Here is a 26,929-nt window from a genome sequence, read left to right on the forward strand (position 1 = left end):
AAGTTCACGAGAGTTCCTGCAATCATTGTTGAAAAATAGTACAGATCTTGACCTTTTCACGATAGAAGGAAAGTTGTCAGATAAAATAAAAGATGCCCATTGGTTTTTTTCTGTTTGGAATAATGATCCTACTGTTCAGTCAATGTTGACCATGTTGGATGAAATACACAGGGTTTTCGCTGGTTCTATAGACAGATTTGATACCTTATGGGGGAATTTGATCTGTGATGAAAATCCTCCTGTAACGTTTCATTTTCTAAATATGGATGAGTTTTCTTTAACTGATGAACTCTACATTAAAATGAATGCGCGTGGGCGTGGGTTATCGGAGTTTGAAAATTTTAAAGCCTGGTTGCAGCTGCAGTTCGATGAGTCTTCTTCAGAAGAGTTCAAAGATCTTTTCTTCAGCGCCCTTGATAAAGAGTGGACGGACTTAATTTGGCGCAGGCGTGACAAAGGGGTTGTCGAAGTTGACGGCTATTATTTGCGCTTCTTCAAAAATGTAGCGCTTTTCAACTTAGCTGGAAGCTTGACAGTATCCTCCAATAAGATTGCCGAAATAGATAAAGTATGGGTAGATTTATTACGTAGCGACAAGGCACTGCCATTTCAAGTGTTGGGTGAAAAGAAGTGCTTCAATGAAAGAGCAATGGTTGATATTCACTCTTTTTTGCAGTTCGTATGTAACGCTGAGAAAGGGGGGCGAGCACGTGAAATAGTTAATGCTAGCTTTGATTATGCGATCAAAGGTAACGATTATTCGGAACAAGTCAAATTTTATGCGCTATACAGCTATGTCACGAATTTAAAATTGAACGAAAGCTTGGACTCAGAGGCGGAGTCGCAGCTGCTAATTTGGCTAGGAATCATTACCAGGTTGATTGATAACACGACAATAGATTCCCAAGCGGACTTGGTTAGAGCTGTTCACTCACTTATCTCAATTACTCCATTTTATTCGGGTGAGATTTATACCGCAGTCTCAAAAATGGAGTTGAAAGATATTCCGTATTTCAGTGAGCGGCAGCGTAAAGAAGAAATCCTGAAATCTCAACTTATCATTGAAGACACTGCATGGCAGCCTTTATTTTCCCGCTTCGAAAACCATGAGTACTTTTATGGGCAAATTGGGTTTCTTATACAACGAGCTAGAACGGATGATGGCGGGTTTGACATGGTTCGTTTTGAAAAAGAAGGGGCTCAAGCAGAAGTACTATTCTCCAGAAAAATGCTGACTCGAGACGACTTTCTATTGCAACGAGCTCTTCTCTCTATCGGCGACTATATGGTCCAGAAGGGTTCAAACTTTAGCTTTTGTAAAAACTCTATGGCTACCTCAAGGGAAAGAAATGAGAATTGGCGCTCGGTGTTTAATGATGAAAAAGAGGGCCAGCATTATCTATTCAAATTAATGGATCGGTTGGTGCTAGGCGACGAAGTTACCGGGCTCTTAAAAATAGTCAGTGAATCGAAGACTAATGATTGGCGACAATTATTTATTGATTACCCAGAAACAATTGCCTATTGTAAAGCTTCGGAAGCACGTTTTGACTATTACGGTGCCGAAGAGATCTATCTTTTAAATAGCGTAAGGATGTCTGGAAAACATAGAGGTCTATATTCCTATTCGACGTATCTAGAAGTTTTGCGCAGTGAAGATCCAGCGTTAGCACCTCTAAAAGAGGTTATGGAATATAATACCGTGAGCGGTGATGATGAAAGCCCAGCGATTGTATTCAAGCCTTGGCATGATGGTAACCTAATGCTTAAGCTTGATGATGAAGAGGAGAAAGGTCTGGTTTTAAGTTATTGGGATCAGTCTGAAAATCCAGACACTGTTAAGGAAGAACCTTCGATCATCGCATTAAGAAAGGTAATGGATAGGATAGCTAGCAAATCTGGCTTAGGTGTTAAGGAAGGGCAGCTCCAAACTGCGTGATTATTCCCTTCGAAAGGCTTCTATTTTTGATGGCCAGATAGTCAAAATAGACAACCAATTAGCCAATAGAAAGAAATCATACCAAGCTTCACAAACGCCTAAAGTGTAAATACTAAGACACAACCTGACATATGTGATCTGCATACTGCTTCACGAACGATTTACTTGATTGATCTGTTTTGTGAGCTTAGAATGCCGCGTTCATTTCAATCATTACTGTAAAGGAGAATTAGCCATGACATATATGACGACATCCTTTGCAGGCAATGACCAATAGGAAAAGCTAGCTTTCTAGCCCTCTGGTCGTTCGGCCTGCCCTCTTAGACATTTTTCTTTGTAATCTATTTTCATAAGGAATAGGTACTATGGGCTCGTGCGTCCAAAACTTAACAAATAAAGTTACGCTCATTGCGTCTGACAAGACGTGGATAGAGGGTGACGCAGTACAACAATTAATTAATACATCAACACTACCCGGTATGGATATCGTTGCGGGCATGCCCGATTTACATCCTGGCAGAGGCTACCCTGTTGGCGCAGCCTTCTTTAGTTTGGGTAGAATCTACCCTGCCCTGGTTGGTAATGATATTGGCTGCGGTATGGCTTTATGGCAATCAAGCCAGAAAGTCAGCAAAGTAAACTTCGACAAGCTAGTTCGTCGTCTGGATAACATCGAACAACCGCTTGATGATTCATGGCGTGACTACATCACGAACAGACAGTCAGACTTATCGTTAGGCGTAATACCATTCGATCGTTCTTTAGGAACAATCGGTGGAGGTAATCACTTTGCGGAATTTCAGATAGTTGATAAAGTCTATGACGAAGCATCTATTGAGGCATTAAAGCTAGACAAAAAGCTTGTTCAGTTGCTAGTTCACTCTGGCTCTCGTGGTTTGGGTGAGTCGATACTTCGCAAGCATGTCCAACAATTTAGTCACGATGGCTTGGATGATTCTAGTTCAGATTTTTCTGATTATTTAAACGCTCATAATCATGCTGTTCGTTGGGCTGAGCTTAATCGAGAATTGATCGGCCTACGCTTCCTGGAGGCGCTTAATGCGAAAGGACGTTGCCTCTTTGATGTGAATCATAACCTAGTTACTCCAATTGAAGTAAACCGGAAAAAAGGCTGGCTTCACCGTAAAGGCGCAACCCCGAGCGATCAGGGTTATGTGGTTATTCCCGGTTCCCGGGGCGACTACTCATACATTGTAAAGCCAATACCATCTGAAACCGGTTTATATTCACTGGCACATGGTGCGGGACGTAAATGGAAACGAGGCGACTGTCAGGGAAGGCTCAGTCATAAATATAAGCGTGAAGACCTTTACAGAACTGAACTGGGTAGTCGGGTTATTTGTGGCAATAAAGAGCTACTTTATGACGAAGCACCTCAGGCATACAAACCTTCTCAAACTATCATTGATAATTTGCAGCAAGCTGGGTTGATAGAAGTAGTGGCTCGCTTAAAGCCATTGCTTACTTTCAAAACACATGGGAGTTGTAGCTCATGATTTTACTTCAGCTTTCGTCCGGGCAAGGCCCCGAAGAGTGCTGCGCAGCAGTTCGAAAAGCCATAGACCTGGTTATGAAAGAGGCAAAGCAATTCGATACCAATGTCACGATTATCGAAGTGATAAAAAGCCGTTATAGCCAGGGCTATAAATCTGCTTTATTGCAAATTGAAGGTAAGGTCGAGAGAGCATTTTCGTATCAATGGACAGGAGTCATGATGTGGCAATGCCAAAGCCAATTAAGGCCCAAACATAGGCGAAAAAACTGGTTCTTTAGCGGCCAGGTTTTCGAGTTTAGCGAGCAATTATTTACGGATGATGTTCGTTATCAAACTTGTCGTGCTTCAGGTGCAGGTGGCCAGCATGTCAACACGACAGACTCAGCAGTTCAGGCAACTCATGTTGAAACGGGTATAACAGTCCGAGTTGAGACTGAGCGCAGCCAGCATGCTAACAAGCGTCTAGCAAAAGCACTACTTTTTAAGAAACTTGAAGAGCTAAAGGAAACCGATCTCTCGCAAAAAGACAAAGCCAGATGGCAACAGCACTGGGAACTGGAGCGAGGCAATCCGGATCATATTTTTATAGGAGAGAAATTTAAACGATCCACCTAATATTAGGTCCAACATAGGAAGCTTCCCTAATAAGGAAGCTTTTTACTTATGAGGATCTCTTCTCAATAATACCCTCAACCTCCTCAGCCCACCTATCCAAAGCCTCTACTCGCTCTTCCCAATAGTCATATCGATTGTAAACCTCCATCACTCCGCCCATAGTGTGATTCAGTATCTTTTCCACAACGTGAATGGCCACGCCGATTCCAGCCATCTTGGTAGCAGCGGTACGACGGAGGTCATGAGGAACCCATTTATCAATCCCTACAACCTCTTGCGCCCTGTTCGCGGCACGACTAATCACCCTTTCAGTCATGGGGGCGTCATTACCAGAGAAAGAAGGCAGAACCCAATCCGATTCATCTCTAAGGGCATAAAGTTCACTGAATAGTTTTATCGCCAGAGGAGACAAAGGAACTCGGTGAGCTTTTCTATTCTTTGAGTTTTCCTTCGGTATCGTCCATACCTTTTCATTAAGATCAATGTGACTCCACCGGGCATTATTGATCTCCCCTCTTCTTTGGCCGGTTACCAGTAACAACTTCAAGGCTAACTCAGTATGAACACTCATTTTTGCCCTGTTCAAACAGTACCAAAACTTATGAATTTCACTATCATCTAGAGTCCTATCCCGCGACTGTTCTTGCCCGCCAACACTCTTCTTTGTCAGTTCCTTCAAAGGATTATGCTCTAGATATCCGTGTTCAACGCCATAGTTAAGAATCTGTTTTAGCAAAGTAAGAACCCTATTTGCCTGAACAGGTGCACCGCGCTTTAACATGGGGTCAAGGACTAGATCAGATACTGTTCGTCTATGGATATCACTTAGTTTGAAACTGCCTATCTGTTCATAGACATTTTTCTTCAGCATGGAATCAAGTTCTTTCCATCTTGCTCTTTTAGGCTTGGCAAATTTATCAATCCATATTTCGCAGATCTGACGCATTGTATTGGCTAGTTTCTGTTCTTGAAGATCTGCTTTTGCTTTATCTATCGGGTCGATTCCCTTTTCAAGTAAGGAGCGCATATCCATATGAATCTTACGAGCCTCTTTTAAACTGAGCTCAGGATACGTACCTAGCTTCATGCGACGAGGCTTACTGTGAAAGCGATATCTGTACTGAAATGTCTTCAATCCCTTAGGGGATACTTTAACGCTCAAACCGCCGCTATCAGCGCGCTCATAAGCTTTATTTTCAGCTTTTAAGCTTCGAAGTGTTGTATCAGAGAGCATGATTGATTCAATCCATGTAAAATAGAGTTAGTACACAATTTAGTACACAAAACGTTGAGATTCTGTGACTAATTATGACTCATGCTGACACAACCTAAATGATTAATTTGTTATTTATTATATAGTTATCACACAGAAAGACACGCAGCGAAACATACTGATACAAGCCGACTTAGTTCTCATAATGATGGGGTCCCAGGTTCGAATCCCGGTGTAGCCACCAATTATTCTAATAAATACAGTCAGTTAGACTTCGCGTCAGCTGGCTGTTTTTATTTGTGCTTCTACTTAACGACTTAACCCCCTATTACTCCCTACAGTTTAGAGCGCTCTCCTCGTCAAATTAACGACCATACATTCCGTCCAAGCCTAAAAGATTAGTGGATTTTATTCACAAACTATATTCGAGTTATTCGTTTATATCATGAATAGATAGTCGACATAATTCACATACTCTCAGTTCCAACGAAACAAGAACAGCCTTTCGACTAACCTGATTTTCATTAGAAAAAGCAATCCAGAGCTTATTACCACTTTATATTCAAAACATATTACCTTGCTCAAAACACGTAGCAGCCTTATCACACAAACTAAGGCTAACCAATGTAGGTCATCGAGCCAGTTTTTCCGGAAGCGGCCTATACGTCACTCCTGGTTCTAGCACCTAGCCACAACAGCCAAATACAGCAGTTTGCATTGCGAACTATACCACGAGACAGTTTTATGCTTAGATAGCCTGGATATCAACTAAGCCTGTTATTCTGGAACATCTTCAATGAGCATAATACTGCACCACTACCCTCTGTCTCCTTTCTCTGAAAAAATAAGAGCGATGCTTGGCTATACCAACCAAGAGTGGTCCTCCTGTCTGACCTCAGAAGCGCCGCCACGAGGCAAACTGGACTTACTTTCAGGAGGTTATAACAGAATACCAGTGGCACAGGTGGGAGCTGATATTTTTTGTGATACGAGCCTTATAGCTGATGAACTCGCCGCTATCGCTGACGAACCATCGTTAGCCAACGAAGCTCTGAATCAAGGCCTTCTAACTGAAAGACAATGGCTTGAATCAAAGCTATTTTTTGCATGTGTAAATAAAGCATTCTCTTTATCATTACTTCGACGTATTGCTAAAGACAAAGGCTTATGGAATTTACTTCTGTTCTTGAAAGACAGGATAGAAATGGGCGCCAAAGCCTCGGTATCCCTCGGCAGCCCTAGATCAGCCAACAAACATATTAAGCAAGGTCTAAGCTATCTATCAGAAAACTTAAGCTCGAATGAGTTTATCGGTGGTAACACACCGAATATTCTAGACTTCTCTGCTTATCATTGTTTCTGGTTTCTGACGGAAGTCGGCCTTAAAAAGGATATTTCCAAGAATACAGCCGCGTTGGCTTGGTACCAAAAAATGAAGGCTTTCACCAACTCTCCTGACAATGAAATTAGTATCGATACGGCGATCGATATCGGGAGAGAAGCCCAACCTCGGCAACTAGACAAGCGTTACACCTCAGACCATAGAATTGGCAGTAAGGTTGTTATCGCACCTAGTGACTACCGACAGGTACCCGTAACGGGAACCTTAGTAGGCGTCGACAGCCAGCGCTGGATTATTTCTCGTAACAACCCGGAAACTGGCTTGATACATTTGCACTTTCCTAGTAATGCCGTGGATGTAAATATCCGCCTTCCAAAGCAATAACAGGACAAGCCTATAATGAAAGCCGTTACGACCTCCCTCCTTATACTAATACTGTTTAGCTTAAGTATCAGCGCAAAGCTTTATGCAAATTCGATAGAGATGCCTTCACCTGAACAGCCCTCTGAAGACCTTGGAAAATATGTCTCTATTAATATTGAGATCAAGGAGTTGAAGGAGTCAGGCATAGTTCTCCGAGAAGCTAGCGAAAAGCTATCTCTTGCCCTGGATGAGGTTTCAGAAAATCTTCAGGATCTCTCTCCCGAGCAGTTGCGTTTGATTAATGACTTGGCCGATAAAGTAGACAGCATGACCAACAAACTCAATCGGGCAGCTGGTAGCTTTCCCGAAACCATTAAGAAGGCTCAACAGCCTTCAAATGAGCTGCTAACTCAGTCACTTAAAACAGTTCGGGACGAAACCGTAACGCCGATTGTCGACAGTATCAATCGCTGGTTAATTATCACCATTATAGGCTTAGTACTCATCGGTATAGGTCTGTTGGTAGGGTTTGTTATAGGCTTAAAGAAAGTATCGGCAGCGGGAAGTAAGATACTACAAATAGCTGATGGATATCGAATAATTCCTTTAGAGCAGTATAACGAATCACGAATAGCCCCCCTCAACAAAGCACCACAGGAGCTATAAAATAGTTCCTCATTACTTGGCATATTCCTGCTAGACCTTTACTATAATTCCCTCTGTATATTCTGAAGGTTTCAATATGCGTATTCGGCTCGATAACGGCAAAGACTATGATCTACTTGCGATGTTTACACCGTCTTGGGTCGGCCACAAAAAAGCTCTTGAAGCTCTTCGAAAAAACTATTCAGTCTGGACCAACGCCCTCACTTTACCGTTGTATAACAGGAACAGTGTTTCTGGCTTGCTTAAGTGGCTAGTGGTTCTGACCCTACATTCCATTTCACTTCTATCGCTCCCTTTCATCCTGGTCTTGGGCTTTTCAATGAAAGCTTATACGATTTTCTTAAGCGACGATGTAAAGAAGATGAAACAGTACAAACAAGACTTACAAACCATCTATGCAAAGTTAAAAGATATCGAAGATCAGGATGAATATAAGCGACGCTTGAAAGAAGAGATAGCCAAGGTAAAGCCGTTCTAAGAATTGCTTTGAAAATCAGGCAATATCCTCATATCCAGATACCGGGTCTTGCTCACAATTCTTACGGTACTGAGTCAACAACCAGGCTATCGCGCTTGCATAAACAAGATTGGTTGCAAGTTCAGCATGAGGGTTTTCCAAAAATGCCCTTTGCGAAGCCAAACCCCGTACGGTACTCGCCAGGTCTGGTTGAAAAGCTAAATACTCATCCCATAAAGCGGTGTGACTTTCAGGACTAATCGCATAAATACCTAAACCATCAGACTGCTTCGAGGCTACCAAGTGCTCACCGTAAGAGGAACGTTTAGAAGCTAGCTTCAATAAGTAATGTTCTGCAAATTGGGAGCGTTCATCCAAAGCCGCGAGTGCGGGACGAATTACATAATCATTGAGTTCTTGTGCATTAATACCCATGATCCACCTCTCAATGCCAATTTTTCGGCAGTTTTTTGCCTTTTATACGCTTATGAAGTTTGGATGCAATTTGCTTGCCTGATAACTTGAGCTGACGCTTACGCTAGCCTTATTAACCTTATCGGCCAGCGTCTCACATGCTCCATACCTGGGTAACAATTCGATAACAAACGAAACAAAAGCGCTTAAGTGTTTGCATCCGTTCGTCATAGAATATCTAATTTATAATCTAAAGATCTCCTAAGAACTTTTTATTCAGATGAAAGCTCGTTTTACGAAATTAGATCAAATCCTTAAACGCTATGAGCATCTTTGGAAGCCGCCTGCTTTTTCTAGTATTGACTCTCGCTTGGATGATTACCCCGAATTGCAAGCCTGGTTACGTTCACTTAGCTCAGATGATATTGATACGCTTCAGCTTTCTGATCAGGACTTACTAGCCTCGGCAGCCAATTATTTCCCCGTGGCGTCTGAACTCCTTTCACTTATTAGCGTTCCAGCTTCAGAGACATCAAAAGCAACAAAGGAAGTAGAACTACCCGCATTTTGGGATACAGGAATTCCTGGCAGAAAAGCAGCGCAGATAAAGTCCTTTATCAAAAGCCAATCTCCACCCACAACGCCGCTTATTGAATGGTGTTGCGGAAAGTTGCATTTAGGTCGATTAATATCAGAGCTATACAAGCAAAAAGTCACCGGTTTAGAGATTGATACGCAGCTAGTCAATCAGGCAAATATCCTTTCCCGCACCAGAAAATTGAGCAATCAAACTGTGGCGCTAGAGTGTGATGTATTGAATGATGACCTGTCTCAGCTGCTTGAAGCTAACCATCACCTAATTGCCTTGCATGCCTGCGGTGGCCTGCATGTACATATGCTAAAGCAAGGTGTAGAAAGTCACTCTAACAGAATGACCTTCTCACCATGCTGCTATCACCGCTTCAATAGCTCTGAAAACTACCAGGCGCTATCACTTGTAGGCCGAACTACCCTACTGAGCCTAAGCAATGAGGATTTGCGTTTAGCGACAAGACAGTGTAATACGGCATCGGCCGCTGAAACCCGAAAGCGCAAACAACTACAAGCTTGGCGACTCGGCTTTGATACGCTCCAAAAAGATATCAGACATACTGATCAATACCTTCCTTGCCCCTCTCTCAGCATTCGTATTCTTCAAGAAGGCTTCGAACGTTTTTGCAAAAAATGTGCGCAGCTAAAAGATATTGACCTGCCGCAAACAATAGACTTTTTACACTACCAATCTCTGGGGCAAACCAAGTATCAAGAATACGAAAAACTAGAGCTGGTAAGGATGTTATTTAGGCGCGCGTTGGAAACCTGGCTGGTACTGGATCGCTGCTTGTTTCTGGAGGAAAATGGCTATCATTGCCAAATATCGACATTCTGTGAGAGTTCAGTCAGCCCCAGAAACTTTCTGATTAAGGCCCATTTGAAAAACAAAACCTAGCTAGCGATTTTCATTCCATGAGATGCACTCATCAAGTGTAAGCCCCGCCCCCCCAAAAATATCCAAGGCACTCCCTATTGTCAGATCAACCTTGCCGCCAGATAACTGATGAACCAATTTTAAGTCTTCGAAAGAACGTGCACCGCCAGCGTAAGTGACTGGAATGGGGGAAATTTCTCCTAATAAAGAAACCAGGTCCTCATCAATTCCTGCTTGTAGCCCTTCAACATCGGCAGCATGTATTAAAAACTCATTGCAGTGCCCTGCCAACTCAGCGAGGGTATTCTTGGTAATCTGAGTACGGGTCACTGTTTGCCAACGATCCGTCGCAATATTCCAACCCGATTCGGTTTTTCGGCAACTCAGATCCATCACTAAACGCTCCGCTCCCGTCTCCGCTTTTATCTTTTCAATTCTGTCAGAAGATAGCTCCCCATCTTCGAAGAGGTAAGACGTGACGATCAAATGCGACGCACCTGCTTCCAAAAACTCGCTGGCATTTTCATGATTAACGCCCCCGCCAAATTGTAAACCTTGAGGCCAGGCCGATAGTGCCTTAAGTGCTTCGTCCTTATTTCCTGGGCCTAGTGCAATAACATGCCCACCTTGTAAGTTATGCTCCTTGTATAAGGAAGCATAGTAAGCCGCATCATAAGCACTCACAAAATTAGTATCGGCACCTTGGTCATTCAAGCTACCACCAACAATTTGCTTTACTTTGCCTTGATGTAAATCGATACAGGGACGAAACTGGGTCAAAGGAGGCCTCTTTTACAGAATGAGATAAAAATAAAACTGGCGCATATTATACCCAATTAAGCGGGGTGATTCGCCCCATATTGAAGATTAATCCAGTACACCTAGGCTTGTTGCTGTGATAATCTTTGGAGCAAACCTACCTGAAGGACCTTAATTATGAAGAATTTCTCCTTACGTTTTAGCAAAGTAATTTCCTTAGTTTCACTTTTTGTACTCCTTAGCGCCTGCGCAACGGAAAGTAAGCGAGCTATTCAACCAGATCGAGTTGCCAGCTATCAAACAAACTATAGTGGTAAGAAAACAGCCATGGTAGTAGGCAATTTTAATAACCGTTCAAACTATATGCAGGGTCTATTTTCTTCTGGTGGCGATCGCCTAGGTTCGCAAGGCAAGACCATCTTAAAGACCCACCTTCAACAAACGAACAGATTCAACCTTGTTGACCGTGACGCGATGAAAGAGCTTGAGCAAGAAGCTGCCTATCGCGGTCAAAAGCAAAACATTACGGGCGCAAGATATGTCGTTTCAGGCGCAGTCTCGGAGTTTGGCCGTAAAGAAGTTGGTGACAAGCAACTATTTGGTATCTTGGGGCGCGGAAAGGAGCAAATTGCTTATGCCAAAGTTTCCATCAATATCATTGACGTAACAACCAGCCAAATAATCTATTCAACACAAGGTGCCGGAGAGTATGCACTGAGCAATCGCGAAGTCATCGGTTTCGGTGGCACAGCGGGTTATGATGCAACGCTTAATGGCAAAGTTCTTAACTTCGCGATTACCGAAGCCATTAATAATTTAGTTAGAGATCTAGAGTCCGGCGTTTGGTCTGTTGAAAAATAGCAACTAACTATCGACATAAGGAAGTTCGATGAAATACATTAATATCAAGTTGATCGCTGCAATGGCGGTCATTCTTTTGGCTCAAGCATGTTCAACTCATAGTAATTTGTACTATTGGGGTGATTACCAAGAAATCGTTTACGATATTTACCTCAACCCCGGCGAAGCAGATACTGCCACGCAGATCTATAAACTAAACCTAACTATAGAGCGAGCAGAAAATAAAGGGATGAAAGTTCCTCCCGGCCTATATGCTCACTTAGGAATGGTTCACGCTCAAGCCGGAAACCCTGGCCTGGCAAAAAGCGCTTTGCTACAAGAAAAAGCACTGTACCCTGAATCTAGCGTATTTGTTGACGGCATTCTGACTCGCTCCAACATGCAAGACACCGCCTTGGAAGCATCTAACAGCCATCATAAGGAGAAAACAAAATGAAGGGATTCAAGTTCTTAGTTATTTCAATACTTGCTTTTGGAGTTTTATCCGGTTGTGCCGTTAAAGGTTATGACTACACGGCCCTTAAGCAAAGCAAACCGACCTCTATTCTGGTAATTCCACCCAATAATAGCTCTGTCGAAGTTAATGCACCCTATACGCTTATTTCCTCGATATCTGAGCCCTTGGCAGAAAAAGGCTACTATGTATTTCCTGTTTCAGTTGTCGATACTTTGTTTAAAGAGAATGGGCTCCCTACAACGGCTGAAATGAATACTATTCCCTTGGACAAAATTAGGGAAATTATCAACCCTGACGCAGTGTTATACATTGATATCAAGCAGTGGGGGCAGGAGTACCAAGTGATATCCTCAAAGACTGTCGTGGCTTCAGATTGGCGATTAATAGATGCCAAGAGTGGACAAATATTATGGAATGGCAGAGCCCAAGCTGTGAAGTCTTCAGGTGACGGCGGTGGCGGTTTGGCTGGTGCTCTCATTGGTGCATTAGTAGATCAAATTGCCGGCAGTATTGTCGATCACACACCTGAACTTTCTGCTATGGCGAGTAGTAACCTGGTCAATAACCAGCACTGGGGTCTACTTCCTGGGCCTTACGCACCAAAACCAGAAGAAAAGTAAAGATCAGGCAATAGCAATATCTAGAGTGCCTGGGTTTTGCCCGGGTACTCTCTCCTCAAGCCCCTCCATCAATCCTAAAAAGATAAGACAGCCCCAGAGTTTATTCTTACAATATCTTTGTTAGATTAGAATCAAACAAGAACAGTTTAATACCAGAGCCATTCAAGGTATCGTATAGTGCTAGGGAAGGAAAAAATAGCGCCCTTTTAGTAGGTGTCAAATTCGCTTTTGCTTAGATGGCAATCGATTCCTTCCAACTGCCATACCTGTCTCAATATTTGCTTGGTAGGAGTAACAGCGAATTATGAATTTTTCGAAACTCATTTACATCAGCTTATTGCTCTCGCTCTTCAGCTCATTTTCCAATGCGATAACTCAAACGAGCATTCGCTACCCTCAGCCAGGCGAAGTATTCACCAAACATCACAGTTACCCAATAGAGCTATTAAAGCTAGCCCTAAGTTATCATTCGGTGCCTCTAACAGTAGAACCCTCGCAGTATTTTATGACACAAGGCCGGGCTATCAAACAGTTGAGCCAAAGCAAGGGTATCGATGTGATGTGGACCATGACTTCCAAAGAACGAGAGTCAGAAGTAAAGCCTATTAGAATCCCTATTTATAAAGGCTTGATTGGCTGGCGCTTGTTCCTGACAACACCCGAGCAGTTGGCAACACGAAAACAAAGCCAAGATTTAAGGGCTTTAAAAAAAGCCACACTCATTCAAGGGCATGACTGGCCCGATACCAACATATTGAGATATAACAATTTTAAGGTACAAACTGGCCCCAGTTACGAAGGCTTATTTCAAGTGTTGTCACTTAATCGGGCGGAACTCTTTCCTCGCTCTATTATCGAGATCTGGGATGAACTAGAAACGCATCAACATCGCAACATTACCCTTGAGCCTCACACGCTACTCAGCTACCCGACCGCTACGTATTTCTTTGTCGCACAAGAAAATACGGCCTTAGCTAGCCTTATAGAAGAGGGGCTTCAGAAAGCCCTGTTGGACGGAAAGTTCGATGCGCTGTTCCAGCAGTATTATGCTGATCTGATACTGAAGGCTAATTTAAAGCAGCGACTACACTATCGCCTGATTAACCCTTTGCTTCCTGAAGCGACACCACTAGACCAGAAAGCTCTCTGGTTTCATTTAGATAAAGACTGAAAGCATCATTACTTTCAGCCTCTATACCAAGAGAAACTTAGTGTTTGTGCTTATGTTTATTGGGTTTATCGTGCTGGCTCGCATGCAAACTATTAAAGACGATTTTGATCCAGGTAGGCTCATTTAAGAAACCGTTTTCCCACTCGTCCCATTTTGCACTCAAACCTGCACTTTGTATCTCTTCCAGGCTCTTGTCATTCATCATGCTCTCGACCTCTTTCGCCGTACCACGCAACATGTCTCTGAAGGCAATAAGGTCTGGCTTCGTTGCCATTGGTCCGTGCCCAGGCACAATTTGGGTTGAGTCATCGATAGAATCTAAAATTCGATCAATATTCTGGGCGACACCTCGTACACGCCCACCTGCATCCACATCAACAAAGGGGTAAAAGCCGTTAAAGAAATGGTCACCCAAATGGACAATATTTTGTTCTTTAAAGAAGATCACGCTATCGCCATCAGTATGTCCGATTGGCAAGTGCATTACAGAAATATCATGCCCGTTAAAGTGGATAGTCATACGATGATCATAGGTAATATCCGGCAGCGCATGCTTTGGGTATGGTTCCGACACCATGTTAAACAGCTTAACCTCTTGACGAGAGTTCAAACGCTGATAAACATTATCATGCGCGACAACGGTAGGCTCTTTACCCAAGAGCTTATTGCCTTGAGTATGGTCACCATGCGAATGCGTATTTAGGATGTACTTAAGCGGTTTACCAAAAGTATCAAGTGTTTTCTCTAAACCACCTGACATATCGGCATAGTCACTATCGACAACCCGTCATCACCTTCGGACAATAAGATATTCCCGCCCTTTCCCTGAAGAAAGTGAAAGCCTGGCTTTAACTCAGTCACTTTAAACTGCTTAGTACTATGGTGGTGGTTTTCTGCAACACTTAAATTTGCAGACAATAACAACATGAGGCTGGCGCCCGCTTTAATTACGTTCACTAATTTATCTCCCTATTGATTGAGTCTTTAACATGCAAACATGTGAAGCGAAACGACCACCAAGCAGAGTATTTCTGCTTCATTTCCTTCTAAAGCGCCTTGAGTATATCAGTCTTATAATTTCCTCTCACCAACATTCAGGCTAAGGTAAATATGCGCTTAATTCAGGATAAGAACAAATACCGCAGCGATCACTAAGCTCCTGGAAGTGATAGCCTGTCGCTTGTTATTATTCTCAGCATTCTAAATACATATAAAATATATATCAGGTATATTTATTATATATTTTACCTATCAGTCTATTGTCATTACTATCGCCTCATCATACAAAAAACAAAGAGAACATTATGAAGCCCTTAGTCATGAGACTTACCATGCTGATCCCTCTCCTGCTTATCACTTTCACAAGCAGCACATCAACTTTTGCTGGAGAGATGATACCTGCAAATCTTAGTTTTTCAGTTATCGTCACCGCTGAATCAGGCGGCGCGCAAGAAGCGATGGTGGTATCCAGTGGTAGCTGGTTTACTCAGCGAACGTTAGTGCATAACGCAATTCTTATCAAACATCCAAAGGGTGATTTGCTCTGGGATAGCGGCATCGGCACTGAAGTCGAAGAACAAATGCAAGTATTCGCTTTTTGGGAGAAACAGTTGTTCGCGATCGAAAACGTTAAACCCGCCATTAGCCAGTTAAACGCGAATAACTACCCCATCAGCACAATTAAAGCCATCATCCCTAGCCATATGCACTGGGATCATGTCAGTGCAATTGAAGACTTCCCAGCAACACCGGTATGGATTCAACAGCAAGAGCATGACGCCGCGCACCAAGGCAAGCCACCCGGCTTTGTCTTATCGCAATTTGATAGTCCTGACATCAAATGGCAATTCATAAAGCTCTTAGATCAACCCTACCAAGGCTTCGATAAAAGTTTGGATATCTACGGTGACGGCAGCTTAGTGTTAGTCGACCTGGCCGGGCACTCGCAAGGGCACTTGGGTCTTTTTGTTAATACGCCAGACAAAGGGCGCTATTTCTTCATTGGCGATGCAACATGGGCGATCAAAGGAATTCAAGACAACCGCGGCCGTCCGAAGATTGTTCAGTGGGCAACTGGTGTCGATAATAACGTAGACCAAGCGGAAAAAGTCATCGATCAAATTCACTCTTTAAGCAAACGTGACCCTGACTTAGTGATCGTCCCGGCTCATGACGAACTGGTCACGGCAAAACTGCCCAACTATCCCAGCTTTTTATAAGATGGATTTACACCAAGGCTAACAAAGTGAACTACCAGCAACTTGATGCCATCGCCGATGCCTATATCCCTTTGTTAGGACTGCTTGTACTTGGCTTTATCGCCAGACAAATCCTTAATAAACAATACCGAACAGCAGCCAGGTTCAGTCTACAAACCTTGGTATCAGTAGCGCTGGTTTACGCCTTAATGGCTCTGGATAACTATTTTCTTATTTGGCCTACAGTCTCACTAGACTACAGCACTCATACAGCATTATCCCTGGCCTTAGTGATGTTATTAACTCAAGGTTCAACGTTTCAAGTTCACTGGCAAGTTGCCTTGGGAGTATCATTCTTAGCGTATGCGATTTTAATGCTTTACCAGCAATATCATACTATTGCAGACATAGTCAGCACCGCTTTCATCCTGGTTCCGAGTCTGTTTATTATTAACAGGAAACTGGTCTCTAAAGACCCAAATTGGGAACACTGTTCAGCTAAGCCTTATAAGAGTTCATAAAGTCGATGCCTGGCTTTAAGGCGCATCGCCAAACTAAAGCTGCTTCCTCACAAAAGTTAGGGTAGGTATCTTCAATAGCCTGAATGAAAGAGTCTACGAAAAGTTTATACATATATTCGTCAGCTCGAACTTTATCGGCGTGATGTCGAGCGATAGTTTTTAGGTATTCGCTTTCTTTATTAGTACAGTAGAATTTGACTAAGTGCTTTATAGATTCTCGAAGCATTTGCTTCTGCTTATCCATATCGATATAAGCAAAAGCATTTTTTATTAAATTAGAGCTATTAAAAAAGTGTGTATAGAAAGAATCAAAAAAGTTGCTATCGTTACTCAGAATAAAATCGTAACTATCGTCAAAATGACTCCCGAGAGATTCAATCATCCCCATTACTTAAGCGCTCCAATGCAATTTTTATTCAGAAAGAAAATATTTTAGACTAAACATGCACATTGTTCTAAGTAATTATCGTTTTCACTCAGATGATATTCCAAGGCTGCAGATACGAGTAGTCTTATAGCCAGCCGGGATAAATTACTCGCTAAACTCTTCTAAGATAATCTTTAGGCGTACATCCAGTCCAACGTTTAAACGCTCTCAAAAAGCTAGCGGACTCAGCGTAACCTAACTGATCAGCCAATGCGGCCACTGACACTTTCCCTGCAGCCATCATCCCTAGACAGCGCTGTTTCTTATGCTCATCCAGGATACCTTGGTAACTCGTGTTGGCAGCGCTTAGTTTTCTGCGGAAGGTACGCTCACTCACAGAAAACATCTTTGCCACTTCAGGAACGCTTGGAAAGCGCCCTTCGTAGCCTTCAATGACTTGCTTGGTTTGTGAAACAATATCTTCATCTTGCGAATAGAACTTACGTAATAGCTCATAAGCTTGAACTCGATATAGCTGATGAGCGAGAGGGTTCCCGTGCTTCATCGCCACACTCAAAATGACGCGTGGAAGCCGAAACCAGTTATAGGGCTGATCGAAATGTAAATCAAAGTCGATATATTTCTGATACTCCGCCAAACACTTACCTTCAGGCTTAGGCCGAGCAGTACCTGCAGCAATTAGTATTTCGTTTGGTTTTTCAAGAAACTCCCTTACAAAGATATAGGTTCCCATAAGGTCTCTGTCGGCAATAAATGTCCTGAGTTTAGGTGAGGCCTCTGGTAAGGTATAACGTAGCTCTATCCAATCTTTATCAAAATGCAAAGTCATATGTGAAAAGAGCAGTGATAATGACTGAAATTGAGCGCCAACCTTCAAAGCCTGGTCAAAATTTGGTGCACTCATAAGCAACATTGCATAGGTACCGTATGAGGTAAATGTCACCTGACTGCCTACCTTGACACCAAGAATAGGGTCATTCAGTAAGTCTATTGCTTCTGACACGATATCCAGCTCCAAAGATTGCTCAATCACGGCGGCACCATTCATATTCTGCAAGGACATCCCCCTGCGCCGCAAAAGTTCTTCCGGGTCTGCCCCCAAGTCTTCAACCGCTTTAAACAGTGGAATCAAACCTAATATCGACTGCTTCTTTTTAGCACTGCCTACATACATAAACCCTACAGACCTTTCTTTGAATTAGGTGACCAAAGTAACAATTAACTAGCCTCAACTGTCATTATGGCCGTATTTATCAATTTTTGACAGGAAGCATCCTATATTATGTGACCAACAGTCACTAATCTGCATATACCCACTTTAGCTGATACGAATATTTCAGCAGAAAACTAATAAAAAAGAAGCACGATAACTTTCGCGGTAATTGCAGGAGATCATCATGAACAAAGACTATGAGCAACTCGACGTACTGATCGTTGGAGCTGGCATTTCTGGCATTGGCATGTGCTACAACCTAAAGAAAAAGCGCGCACATACCTCTTTTGCAGTGATTGAAGGTCGAAAAAACATTGGCGGCACTTGGGACTTATTCAAATACCCGGGTATTCGTTCAGACTCTGACATGTATACCTTTTCCTATTCTTTCAAACCCTGGACAGACCGTGAATATATTGGCACAGCTGACCGCATCAAGCATTATCTAGATGAACTGGTTTCTGATGAGAACCTGGACCAGTACATTCGTTTTCAACAGAAAGTCATATCAGCTGACTGGAACTCGGAACAAAACCGCTGGCTTGTCAGTATCGAGCGAGCAGATGGGTCGCAGTACCATATTGCTGCGAAATTCCTTACCTGTTGTTCAGGCTATTACAATTATGAAAAAGGTTACCTGCCAAATTTCGAAGGCTATGATGACTTCAAAGGAACCATTGCCCACCCTCAGCAATGGCCTGTTGATATGGACTACTCAGGTAAGCGCGTTATTGTCATAGGCAGTGGTGCGACGGCCGTCACCGTTGTACCCGCAATGGCAAAGAAAGCAGCTCATGTCACCATGGTTCAGCGCTCGCCAAGCTACGTCTACTCTCGCCCCGCTTCAGACATGTTATTTAGAATAATCTCTAAAATACTCCCGGCGGGCCTAACGAATAGAATCATGCGCGCCAAATACACTACCATGCAGCAAATGGTATTTATGTTATCCAAACGCTTTCCAAACTTTATTCGTAAGCTTGTCAGAGATATGAATAGGAAAGCACTGGCGGGAGCAGCTGACGTCGATACTCATTTCAAGCCCACCTACAATCCATGGGATCAGCGTATGGCCCTGGTACCTGATGCAGATTTATTCAATTCAGTTCGTTCCGGCAAAGCGAGTATCGTCACTGAGCATATAGCGCGCTTCACTGAGAAAGGAATATTGTTGAAGTCGGGCGACGAAATTGAAGCCGATATTATTGTTCCCGCCACAGGGCTCGATCTTCAGCTATGGGGAAAAATGAAACTGAGTGTCGATGGTCACGACGTCGATGCGCCTAAGCTAACCAACTATAAAGGCATGATGTTCAGCCAAATGCCAAACTTTGCTTGGGTCTTTGGATACACTAACTCTTCCTGGACGCTCAAAGCAGAGCTGACCTTTGATTATGTCTGCCGCCTATTGGAACACATGGAGCAAAATGGTTACCAAAGTGTCTACCCTTACCGTGAACCAAACGCCAAACAAAGCACCATTGTTGCACTGAAATCTGGCTACGTATTAAGAGCTCTCGACCGCTTGCCTGGCCAGGGAGAGTCCTTTCCATGGTGCAATAAGGACTTTTACTTCAAAGACATCTTTGCCATCAAACACAGCAAACTCGACGACGGTGTACTTCGTTTTGATGACAACACGCCTCTTGAAGCTTTTCATAAGGTAGAAAAAACTGAAACAAGTACGCCTTCCGTCGCCAAAGAAAAGACACAAACGACCGAAAAAGTTGAGGAGGTAGAAGTATGAAATCTCTACCTCCTGTTGTCTTGATCCACGGAATGTGGAGCACACCAGACATATTAGATGAACTGAAAGACGCCTTTGAACAACAAGGCTACCCTGTACTCGTTCCGAGACTTCCACTTCATTACCCTAAGAATAAGCTATGCGAGGACAAAAGGCGCTCTTTAGCTCGACTGGGTATCGAAGATTATGTCGCCTCTTTAAAGCAAGACATAAATAAATTCACGAGAGCCCATTCAAATCAATCACCGATATTAGTCGGCCACTCAATGGGCGGTTTACTCGCGCAGTTGCTTGCACAAGCGCTACCCTGCTCTCAGTTGATTTTAATTTCCTCAGCTGCGCCTGCGGGCATTAATGCTTCAAGTTGGTCGGTACTCAAAACCTTTGGACATAACTTGTTGAAATTTCCCTTATGGCGCTCGTATACCAATTTATTATTAAGAAATATTCAGTACGGTATCGCGAACACACAGAGCGCTGATATCCACAGGCAACTCACTCAAGCATCTACCTTTGAGTCAGGTCGAGTCACAACACAACTATCTATGTGGTTCTTATTTCGCAAGCCCCCCTCCAAGGTGGATTATCAATCTGTAAGCTGCCCGGTATTAGTGATTGGCGGCACCGAAGATAAAATCACACCGATAAAAATCCAACATAAGATCACCCGAAAATATGGCTCTTCAGCCAGCATAAAAGTTATCGAAGGAGCCTGTCACTATACCGTGGGAGGAAGCTTCTTCCCTCAAATAAGGGAGTCGATCTTTACCTGGCTGGATACAAAACTACCTAAACATAGTCAGGATGCACAAGCGGCGTAAACACCTAAATTAAAATAACAACTTAAGGGTCTTAACATGAAAAGCACTTGGACGAACAAAACAATTCTCATCACCGGCGCGGGCTCTGGTATTGGTCAGGCAATTGCTAAACTATTCGCGCAGCTGGGTGCAAATTTAGTGGTCACTGATATCAACCAAGCAGGTCTTAAAGAGACGAGTAAAGCCATCGGCTCATCAGCCATTATTTCCAAGCAGTCCGATGTCTGCTCAAAGGAGGACTGGCAAGCTCTCGCTAAAGATATTGAGCTTTCATCCGGGCATTTAGATGTACTCATTAATAATGCAGGCATGACGTCTTTTGGTTATTTTGAAGAAACTTCTGAGGCCCTATTTAACAAAGTAATGGATGTAAACCTAAATGGTGTCGTTATGGGTTGTCGAGAAATGATGCCATTACTTGAAAAGTCATCACGCGGCATGATCGTTAATGTCGCTTCAATATTCGGCTTGATCACCATGCCAATGGTAGCGCCCTACCATGCCTCTAAATTTGCCGTTCGCGGATTTACCGAAGCCTTACAACAAGACATGATTTATTCAGGTAAGAATATTGATGTTATTTGTGTGATGCCCGGCGGTATTCGATCCAACATTGCAAATTCTGCTGAAACTGAAGCAGCTAATTCCAATGAGCTTGCCAAACACTTTGAAACGGTGGCACGAACAAGCCCTGCAAAAGCGGCAGAAGTCATCGAAAAAGGCATGCGTAAGAAGACCTTCCGAGTATTAATTGGTGCCGATGCCAAGTTTGTCGATATTCTTTATAAGGTACTACCGACCAGCTACTATAAAGTATCTAACCAGCTTTTAGGCGTTAAACGGTTTTTACGTTCGTAGAACTAACAGAAATGGAAAAAAAGCGGGGATGGAGAGCTACCCCGCATAAAGGGGACTGGTAAACCAGCAAGGTAAAACAGGGACGTACTTTAACGAATTATGAACTTTAGGAAGCCTCGGACTTCATATGCTTACGTGCTGCAAATAAACCAACAAAGCCAGCCGAAAATAGCATCATGCTGCCGAACTCACTACTTGCATCCTGAGCGACACTAGCCGAAGCCTGTGCACTACAAGCAAAGACAAACAGTACAAGTATTGAGATAGAGTTTTTTATAGCTGACAATAGAATTCCTTCACATCAAAAAGATTGATAAACAAGCTTACTGCTTTGATTTAAGTGAAGACTAGCACGGAAGTTCTAACTCAACTGTCAACGAATGTTAAACGACAAGTTATTGAAATATAGTGTGATTTATTTGGCATTATTGCCAGCATAACTGTTCAATAAGCGAACAAAAGGTGCGAAAAATAGGGAGAAAGTCCCCCTTTAGCTCTGAACAGGTAAAACAAGGTCTCCGGCACGCAATCCCGAGACGACTTCGATCATCCCGTTTTCTTTCTGATCGCCAACTCTTATAAAGCGTCGAACAACTTGCTCGTTTTCCAAAACCCAAACAACGTTCAACTGACCAACATAAGCTATACGATCACTAGGCAATAGAATCTGTTGTTTCGTACCCACCGGCACACTTAATTGCGCATACATGCCAGGTAGCAAGCCTTCAGCCTCCAGACGGCTCTTAATCAAGAAGCTTCGAGATGCAGCATTACCTGCTGGCACCATTTCTTCTATTACTGAAGGCAGATTCTTATTCATCGAGGGAATCCTTACCTGCAAGGTGTCACCCAAACTGAGGCCGATCGCCAATTGTTCGCGCACATGCGCCTCGACTCGTAAAGTAGCTGGATTATATAAGGTAAGAAGCTGCATCCCTGGTTGGGCAGTATTACCGGGCTCTGCAAAGCGATCGATTATTAGACCATCAATAGGGGAATGCACCTGAGCATAACCCAGGGCCGTTTGCGCTTCTAACAAAGCCTGTTCTGCACTTTGCTTACCGGCTAACAAGCTATCGTAGTTTGCCTGAGTCTGCTCCAAAGCAGCGTTAGCAATCAAGCCTTTCTGACTCAAGTCCTCAGAACGCTTAAGATTATTCTTTGCTTCCAACAATCGTGCAGACACTGAAGACAAAGCCGCTTTTGCCTGAGACTCCCGTGATAGCAAATCTGCCTTTTCCAATTCAATCAGTAGCTGCCCTTGTTTAACCTGCTGCCCTGCTCGTACATGTACTTTCTCTATCTTGGCTAGAATACGTGATGAGATAAGTGAATTCTGTTTCGCTTCAATACCTGCTGGCACTGGCTCGAACACTTCCTTCTTCACCCGTTCGACCTCAATCGCTTGCCTTAGTAGCTCATCGAGTTTTACCAAACTTTGCTGCTCACTTTGCCCGGGCTTTACCTTGTTATTAAAGGCACCCGCCATCCAGGCAACCATAACGATAAGTAAAGCAATTGCCAGTACAGGTAAGCCCAGTTTTTTTAATACGGAGTCATTTGTTTGCATCTTCGTATCCTAATTTTGCGTGATCAGTTAATGAGTTATTTTCTGGCTTATCGAACACCAACAAGTAAACAATTGGTACCACCAGCAAGGTAAAGATGGTTGAGGCAATGATGCCGAAAATAATAGCCAGAGCCAGGCCACTAAAGACCGGGTCAAGGATAATCACCAGATTACCCAGCATGGTAGTGCCAGCAGTCAGTAGAACAGGCCTCATACGAACGGAGCCCGCCAGTATAAGCGCCTCTTTAAGCTCCACACCCCGGTCTCTGGCTTGAGTGATGAACTCTACGAGTATCAAAGAGTTGCGAACAACGATTCCAGCCAAAGCAATCATGCCGATCATCGCTGTGGCGGTAAATAATACGGGTTCAGGCGCTCCTGCAATCACTCGTTCGCCAAAAAGGTTCAGCGCTGCAAAACCAGGCATAATACCGATAATCGTCAAAGGAATAGCCGACATAATAATCAAGGAAAGACGGACAGATTGTGTCTGTATCTTCAGTACAAAGAAGATACCTGCCAAAGCAAACATAAATGCTAAACCCATATCTCTAAAGACATCTATGGTGATCTTCCACTCGCCTTCACCACCCCATTCGAGCTGGATATTTTCAGGTAGCGACCAAGTCTGTCCGGCTGACTCACCAGTGAATAGCGAAAGAAAGTTGCGAGACTGCCAATCACTAACATTCAGGTTTTCTTGTTTCGCTTCTGCCCCAAGCTGTAAATCGCCACTCACATCAGCAATCACTTCAGCAGGCGTTCTACCAGACAGCTCTGCCATCACATAAACGACCGGCTTTAGGTCTTTATGATGAATTGCACGATCCGAGACATGCTCTTCGAACGCACCTAATTCTCCCAAAGCAACGAGGGGCACCGGTGCACTGTCCAAGCCATAGCGGCTGCTCTGTTTGATCACCCCTGCTTGACCTCTTACCTGCAAACGCGCTAAATCTTCAATCGAGTTTTTATCTGCTTCCGCAAGCTCTAAATAAAGCGGAACGGGTGACGTTTCTCTTTCTTGCTGATAGAAACCCGCTGCCATGCCTTGATTAGCAATAACTAAAGCTTGATTGGCTTGAGCAGAAGAAATTCCAGATAAAGCTGCTGCTGTCTTATCCAGGGTATAGCGAAGCTTTTTCTGTTCAGCCTCGACAGTGGTATCAACCTCCACGACAAAAGGCTCTTTTTCCAGGCGCTCTTTTACACTCAATGCAGCAGCCTGTATATCCTCGTAGGGAGTCAGTTTGTCACCGTACAATTCAGCGACCAAGGTACTCAATACCGGGGGCCCTGGTGGCACTTCCACCACTCTAACCAATACACCTTCTTTATTAAAAGACTTAAGCAAGTCTCTTAAACGCAGCACCACGCCATGAGACTGATGCTCTCTTTCTGCTTTATCGAGTAAGGTCAGCCGCAAGTCTGCCTGATAAGGCATCGTGCGTTGATAGTAACGGCGAACCATACCATTAAAATCGATAGGCGAAGCCACCCCCACAAAGGCGGCTGAAGCGAGTACTTCGTTTACTTGCGTCACTTGTAAGGAGATCTGCTTAGCCAAACTCGCTGTCTGTTCCAAGGTCGCTGACTCTGGCATATCGATAATAATCTGCACTTCATTTTTATTATCAAAAGGCAGAAGTTTTAAGGGAACCCAGCGCATCATAGGTAACATGGCTGCAGCTAGGAATAAGATCAGCACAGCCCATAAGACCCATTTTGCTTTTCTCCGATCATTCAAAAAGGGAGAGAGAACACGTCGGAAAAAAGGGCTCCCGCTATCAGCACGACTGTCCTCACCCTGTTCAGCAACAATGGCCGAAGGTTTCAGAAGTTTACTCGCCAACCAAGGCGTCACTAAAAATGCCACCAGCGTACTGACGCCGACGCTCACTGGCACATTGAAAGCCATCGGCGCCATATAGGGCCCCATCATTCCGGTAATGAAGGCAAGCGGAATAAATGCCAGGACGATAGTGATGGTCGACATTATCAAAGGCACTTTGATTTCTGATATCGCTGCAACAATTTGAGAGGCCGTACCAGGGTCCTGGCTTCCATCTTTGCCACGCAGCTTCTTTTTCAAATATCGTTCAATGTTATCGACACCAGTAATCGGGTCATCGACAAGTAAACCTAGTGATAGAATCAAAGCAAATAAGGTCACACGGTTAATGGTATAACCAAAAGCCATATCCAAGGCCAAGGTCACCCCGTAACTAATGGGTACCGCAATACCAACAACTAAAGCAGGGCGCCAGCCAAGGAAAACCGCGATAAACACCACCACGGTAAAGACCGCAAAGGCCAAGCTACTCGTTAGGTTATCAACCTTCTCATTCGCCGTTGCACCGTAATCACGTAGCACTTCTATGCCGATACTTGTCGGCAATAAATCTGACTTTAGCGCTGCAATAAGCTTATGAACTTCCTGAGCCACACTGACTGCATTGCTTCCCGGCTGTTTGGCGACACTGATAACCGACATCGGTAAATCACTACGTGCGGCGATCGGGACCCCTTCAAATTCTGGATGTGTTTCAGCAAAATCCAACCAGGTATAAGTACTCGCATTGGCAGGGCCGTCAACAATTTCAGCTACATCCTGAAGCGTTACCGGAATCCCATCGACAACATTGACCACCGTCTGTTTTAGACTACTAAGGTCGCGGATAAAGTCGCCGCTTTCGAGTTGAATAGACTCATTGTCAACGAACCAGTTGCCGCTACTTTGAAGCAGATTGGACACCTGTAAAGCTTGCAAGACGTCTGCCGAAGTACTTTGACGCGCTGCCAAACTTTCGGGCTGTAAAAAAATCCTTATCGTTCGTTCTCGGCCCCCCGTTACCTTGACTTCACTGGTATCAGGAATTGCCTGTATATAAGTCGACAGCTCTTCCGCTACCCGCCTTAAGTCATAATCGCTAGCATCGCCTTTGGAATACAAAGCCAACATCATGATCGGCACATCATCCACTTCAACCGGGTTTACGCGCCAGTTTTGTACTGCCTGAGGGACTTTATGTTGATTGGAATGAAGTTTGTTATAGGTATTCAGAATTGCATCTTCACGATCTTCGCCAACATAAAATCGTAAAGTAACAGCCGCCTGACCGCTCATTGAGGTGGAATAAACATTCTCTACACCCGGGATTTGAGCCAGAAGTTTTTCCAGCGGTGTTGTCACCTGCCGTTCTACCTGCTTAGAAGACATACCTGGCGAACTGACTAACACATCGACCATCGGTACAACAATTTGAGGCTCTTCTTCACGTGGAGTGTAGTTCAGCGCGACCATGCCCAATAAAAGCGAGACAATAAGAATCGCTGAAGGTAAGCCACCCGCTAAACTGTAGGCGAGCAAACGTTCGATAAAAGATTTATCTGCTGAAGTCATGCAATTACCCTAAGGTTTAATTAATTCGGCTGGCAAAATACGTTATACAAGTTCTGAATTATCGACTCTACACGAGGGTCGTTTAGCCGGTAATAGATGGTCTGCGACTCCCTGCGCGTTGCCACAAACTCTACTGCTCTAAGCTTTGCCAAGTGTTGCGACAAGGCCGATTGAGAAAGAGGCACCCGCTTATTTAATTCGCCAACTGATAGCTCCCCTTCACTCAAAACACACAAAATCATTAAGCGCTTGCTGTTTGCCAGGTTTTTTAAGAAAGCCTCTGCTTCTGCCGAGCGCGAAGACATTTCATCCAGACTAATATCCATCACCTACACCTTAAATTACGTCT

At 43.7% G+C, this 26,929-nt stretch carries 27 protein-coding genes; 16 read left to right on the forward strand and 11 right to left on the reverse strand.

The features are described from left to right. The 3 genes from A3735_RS26110 to prfH all read left to right on the forward strand — a co-directional run. On the forward strand, window positions 1–1,939 hold a 1,939-nt coding region (locus tag A3735_RS26110), incomplete at its 5' end, for a hypothetical protein (protein ID WP_068638932.1). Between the two features lie 365 nt (window positions 1,940–2,304). Further along, on the forward strand, window positions 2,305–3,456 hold the full coding sequence (locus tag A3735_RS26115; protein WP_068638933.1) for an RNA ligase RtcB family protein: 1,152 nt from the start codon (window positions 2,305–2,307) through the stop codon (window positions 3,454–3,456). After that, a complete protein-coding gene (gene prfH, locus A3735_RS26120) occupies window positions 3,453–4,070 on the forward strand; it encodes a peptide chain release factor H (RefSeq protein ID WP_068638935.1) in 618 nt (205 codons plus the stop codon). Before A3735_RS26115 ends, prfH begins: the two co-directional genes overlap by 4 nt. Before the next feature lie 46 nt (window positions 4,071–4,116). Here prfH and A3735_RS26125 read toward each other — a convergent pair whose 3' ends face one another. Further along, on the reverse strand, window positions 4,117–5,304 hold the full coding sequence (locus A3735_RS26125; protein WP_068638937.1) for a site-specific integrase: 1,188 nt from the start codon (window positions 5,302–5,304) through the stop codon (window positions 4,117–4,119). 775 nt (window positions 5,305–6,079) lie between these two features. Here A3735_RS26125 and A3735_RS26130 point away from each other — a divergent pair. The 3 genes from A3735_RS26130 (at window position 6,080) to A3735_RS26140 (ending at window position 8,132) form a co-directional block, all read left to right on the forward strand. After that, window positions 6,080–7,009: a glutathione S-transferase family protein gene (locus tag A3735_RS26130; protein ID WP_068515846.1), complete on the forward strand. Its 930-nt coding sequence runs from the start codon at window positions 6,080–6,082 to the stop codon at window positions 7,007–7,009. Between the two features lie 15 nt (window positions 7,010–7,024). Beyond that, window positions 7,025–7,654: a hypothetical protein gene (locus tag A3735_RS26135; RefSeq protein ID WP_068515850.1), complete on the forward strand. Its 630-nt coding sequence runs from the start codon at window positions 7,025–7,027 to the stop codon at window positions 7,652–7,654. Window positions 7,655–7,730: 76 nt separating this feature from the next. Continuing rightward, window positions 7,731–8,132 (forward strand): hypothetical protein, encoded by a 402-nt coding sequence (locus tag A3735_RS26140; RefSeq protein WP_068515853.1) that lies wholly within the window; start codon window positions 7,731–7,733, stop codon window positions 8,130–8,132. Between the two features lie 15 nt (window positions 8,133–8,147). Here the strand turns inward: A3735_RS26140 and A3735_RS26145 are convergent, their stop codons facing one another. Further along, window positions 8,148–8,546, reverse strand: coding sequence for a hypothetical protein (locus tag A3735_RS26145; protein WP_068515856.1), 399 nt, complete (start codon window positions 8,544–8,546; stop codon window positions 8,148–8,150). 259 nt (window positions 8,547–8,805) lie between these two features. Here A3735_RS26145 and A3735_RS26150 point away from each other — a divergent pair, with 259 nt between their 5' ends. Continuing rightward, on the forward strand, window positions 8,806–10,014 hold the full coding sequence (locus tag A3735_RS26150; RefSeq protein WP_068515858.1) for a methyltransferase: 1,209 nt from the start codon (window positions 8,806–8,808) through the stop codon (window positions 10,012–10,014). On the opposite strand, the gene hisA is transcribed toward A3735_RS26150, so the two are convergent. Next, a complete protein-coding gene (hisA, locus tag A3735_RS26155; RefSeq protein ID WP_068515862.1) occupies window positions 10,015–10,773 on the reverse strand; it encodes a phosphoribosylformimino-5-aminoimidazole carboxamide ribotide isomerase in 759 nt (252 codons plus the stop codon). A 156-nt stretch (window positions 10,774–10,929) separates the two neighbouring features. On the opposite strand from hisA, the gene A3735_RS26160 reads away from it, so the two are divergent. The 4 genes from A3735_RS26160 to A3735_RS26175 all read left to right on the forward strand — a co-directional run bounded on the left by A3735_RS26160 (window position 10,930) and on the right by A3735_RS26175 (window position 13,861). Then, the gene (locus A3735_RS26160) at window positions 10,930–11,613 is read left to right on the forward strand and encodes a CsgG/HfaB family protein (RefSeq protein ID WP_068515864.1); all 684 of its coding nucleotides are present in this window, start codon (window positions 10,930–10,932) and stop codon (window positions 11,611–11,613) included. Window positions 11,614–11,641: 28 nt separating this feature from the next. Beyond that, complete coding sequence (locus A3735_RS26165) at window positions 11,642–12,049, forward strand: DUF4810 domain-containing protein (protein WP_068515868.1); 408 nt, start codon at window positions 11,642–11,644, stop codon at window positions 12,047–12,049. Beyond that, a complete protein-coding gene (locus tag A3735_RS26170) occupies window positions 12,046–12,690 on the forward strand; it encodes a GNA1162 family protein (protein ID WP_068515871.1) in 645 nt (214 codons plus the stop codon). Before A3735_RS26165 ends, A3735_RS26170 begins: the two co-directional genes overlap by 4 nt. A gap of 304 nt (window positions 12,691–12,994) precedes the next feature. Beyond that, window positions 12,995–13,861, forward strand: coding sequence for a hypothetical protein (locus A3735_RS26175; RefSeq protein ID WP_068514500.1), 867 nt, complete (start codon window positions 12,995–12,997; stop codon window positions 13,859–13,861). 37 nt (window positions 13,862–13,898) lie between these two features. Here A3735_RS26175 and A3735_RS26180 read toward each other — a convergent pair whose 3' ends face one another. Continuing rightward, on the reverse strand, window positions 13,899–14,621 hold the full coding sequence (locus A3735_RS26180; RefSeq protein ID WP_068567991.1) for an MBL fold metallo-hydrolase: 723 nt from the start codon (window positions 14,619–14,621) through the stop codon (window positions 13,899–13,901). Beyond that, window positions 14,606–14,818, reverse strand: coding sequence for a hypothetical protein (locus A3735_RS31470; protein WP_068567935.1), 213 nt, complete (start codon window positions 14,816–14,818; stop codon window positions 14,606–14,608). Before A3735_RS31470 ends, A3735_RS26180 begins: the two co-directional genes overlap by 16 nt. A gap of 347 nt (window positions 14,819–15,165) precedes the next feature. Between A3735_RS31470 and A3735_RS26185 the strand changes: the two genes are divergently transcribed. Next, a complete protein-coding gene (locus tag A3735_RS26185) occupies window positions 15,166–16,080 on the forward strand; it encodes an MBL fold metallo-hydrolase (protein ID WP_082865226.1) in 915 nt (304 codons plus the stop codon). Window positions 16,081–16,106: 26 nt separating this feature from the next. Further along, a complete protein-coding gene (locus A3735_RS26190; protein WP_068515874.1) occupies window positions 16,107–16,580 on the forward strand; it encodes a hypothetical protein in 474 nt (157 codons plus the stop codon). On the opposite strand, the gene A3735_RS26195 is transcribed toward A3735_RS26190, so the two are convergent. Together A3735_RS26195 and A3735_RS26200 are read right to left on the reverse strand one after the other, a co-directional pair. Continuing rightward, complete coding sequence (locus A3735_RS26195) at window positions 16,558–16,962, reverse strand: globin (protein WP_082886007.1); 405 nt, start codon at window positions 16,960–16,962, stop codon at window positions 16,558–16,560. The genes A3735_RS26190 and A3735_RS26195 overlap by 23 nt on opposite strands. A 157-nt stretch (window positions 16,963–17,119) precedes the next feature. Continuing rightward, window positions 17,120–18,142 (reverse strand): AraC family transcriptional regulator, encoded by a 1,023-nt coding sequence (locus tag A3735_RS26200; protein WP_068515881.1) that lies wholly within the window; start codon window positions 18,140–18,142, stop codon window positions 17,120–17,122. A gap of 223 nt (window positions 18,143–18,365) precedes the next feature. Here A3735_RS26200 and A3735_RS26205 point away from each other — a divergent pair, with 223 nt between their 5' ends. The 3 genes from A3735_RS26205 to A3735_RS26215 are packed head-to-tail and all read left to right on the forward strand — an operon-like array spanning window position 18,366 to window position 21,607. Continuing rightward, window positions 18,366–19,928, forward strand: coding sequence for an NAD(P)/FAD-dependent oxidoreductase (locus tag A3735_RS26205; protein WP_068515883.1), 1,563 nt, complete (start codon window positions 18,366–18,368; stop codon window positions 19,926–19,928). Then, window positions 19,925–20,749: an alpha/beta hydrolase gene (locus A3735_RS26210; RefSeq protein ID WP_068515885.1), complete on the forward strand. Its 825-nt coding sequence runs from the start codon at window positions 19,925–19,927 to the stop codon at window positions 20,747–20,749. The genes A3735_RS26205 and A3735_RS26210 overlap by 4 nt, the downstream gene beginning before the upstream one ends. A gap of 36 nt (window positions 20,750–20,785) precedes the next feature. Beyond that, window positions 20,786–21,607 (forward strand): SDR family oxidoreductase, encoded by an 822-nt coding sequence (locus A3735_RS26215; protein ID WP_068515889.1) that lies wholly within the window; start codon window positions 20,786–20,788, stop codon window positions 21,605–21,607. 106 nt (window positions 21,608–21,713) lie between these two features. Here A3735_RS26215 and A3735_RS26220 read toward each other — a convergent pair whose 3' ends face one another. The 4 genes from A3735_RS26220 to A3735_RS26235 all read right to left on the reverse strand — a co-directional run bounded on the left by A3735_RS26220 (window position 21,714) and on the right by A3735_RS26235 (window position 26,906). Then, window positions 21,714–21,893: a hypothetical protein gene (locus A3735_RS26220; protein ID WP_068512752.1), complete on the reverse strand. Its 180-nt coding sequence runs from the start codon at window positions 21,891–21,893 to the stop codon at window positions 21,714–21,716. A gap of 204 nt (window positions 21,894–22,097) precedes the next feature. After that, complete coding sequence (locus tag A3735_RS26225; protein WP_068515892.1) at window positions 22,098–23,177, reverse strand: efflux RND transporter periplasmic adaptor subunit; 1,080 nt, start codon at window positions 23,175–23,177, stop codon at window positions 22,098–22,100. Then, entirely contained in the window at window positions 23,164–26,580 is a 3,417-nt protein-coding gene (locus tag A3735_RS26230) for an efflux RND transporter permease subunit (RefSeq protein ID WP_068553430.1), read from the reverse strand. The genes A3735_RS26225 and A3735_RS26230 overlap by 14 nt, the downstream gene beginning before the upstream one ends. Before the next feature lie 20 nt (window positions 26,581–26,600). Then, window positions 26,601–26,906, reverse strand: coding sequence for a helix-turn-helix transcriptional regulator (locus tag A3735_RS26235; protein WP_197470031.1), 306 nt, complete (start codon window positions 26,904–26,906; stop codon window positions 26,601–26,603). Between the last annotated feature and the right edge of the window lie 23 nt (window positions 26,907–26,929).

The organism is Oleiphilus sp. HI0061, assembly GCF_001635675.1.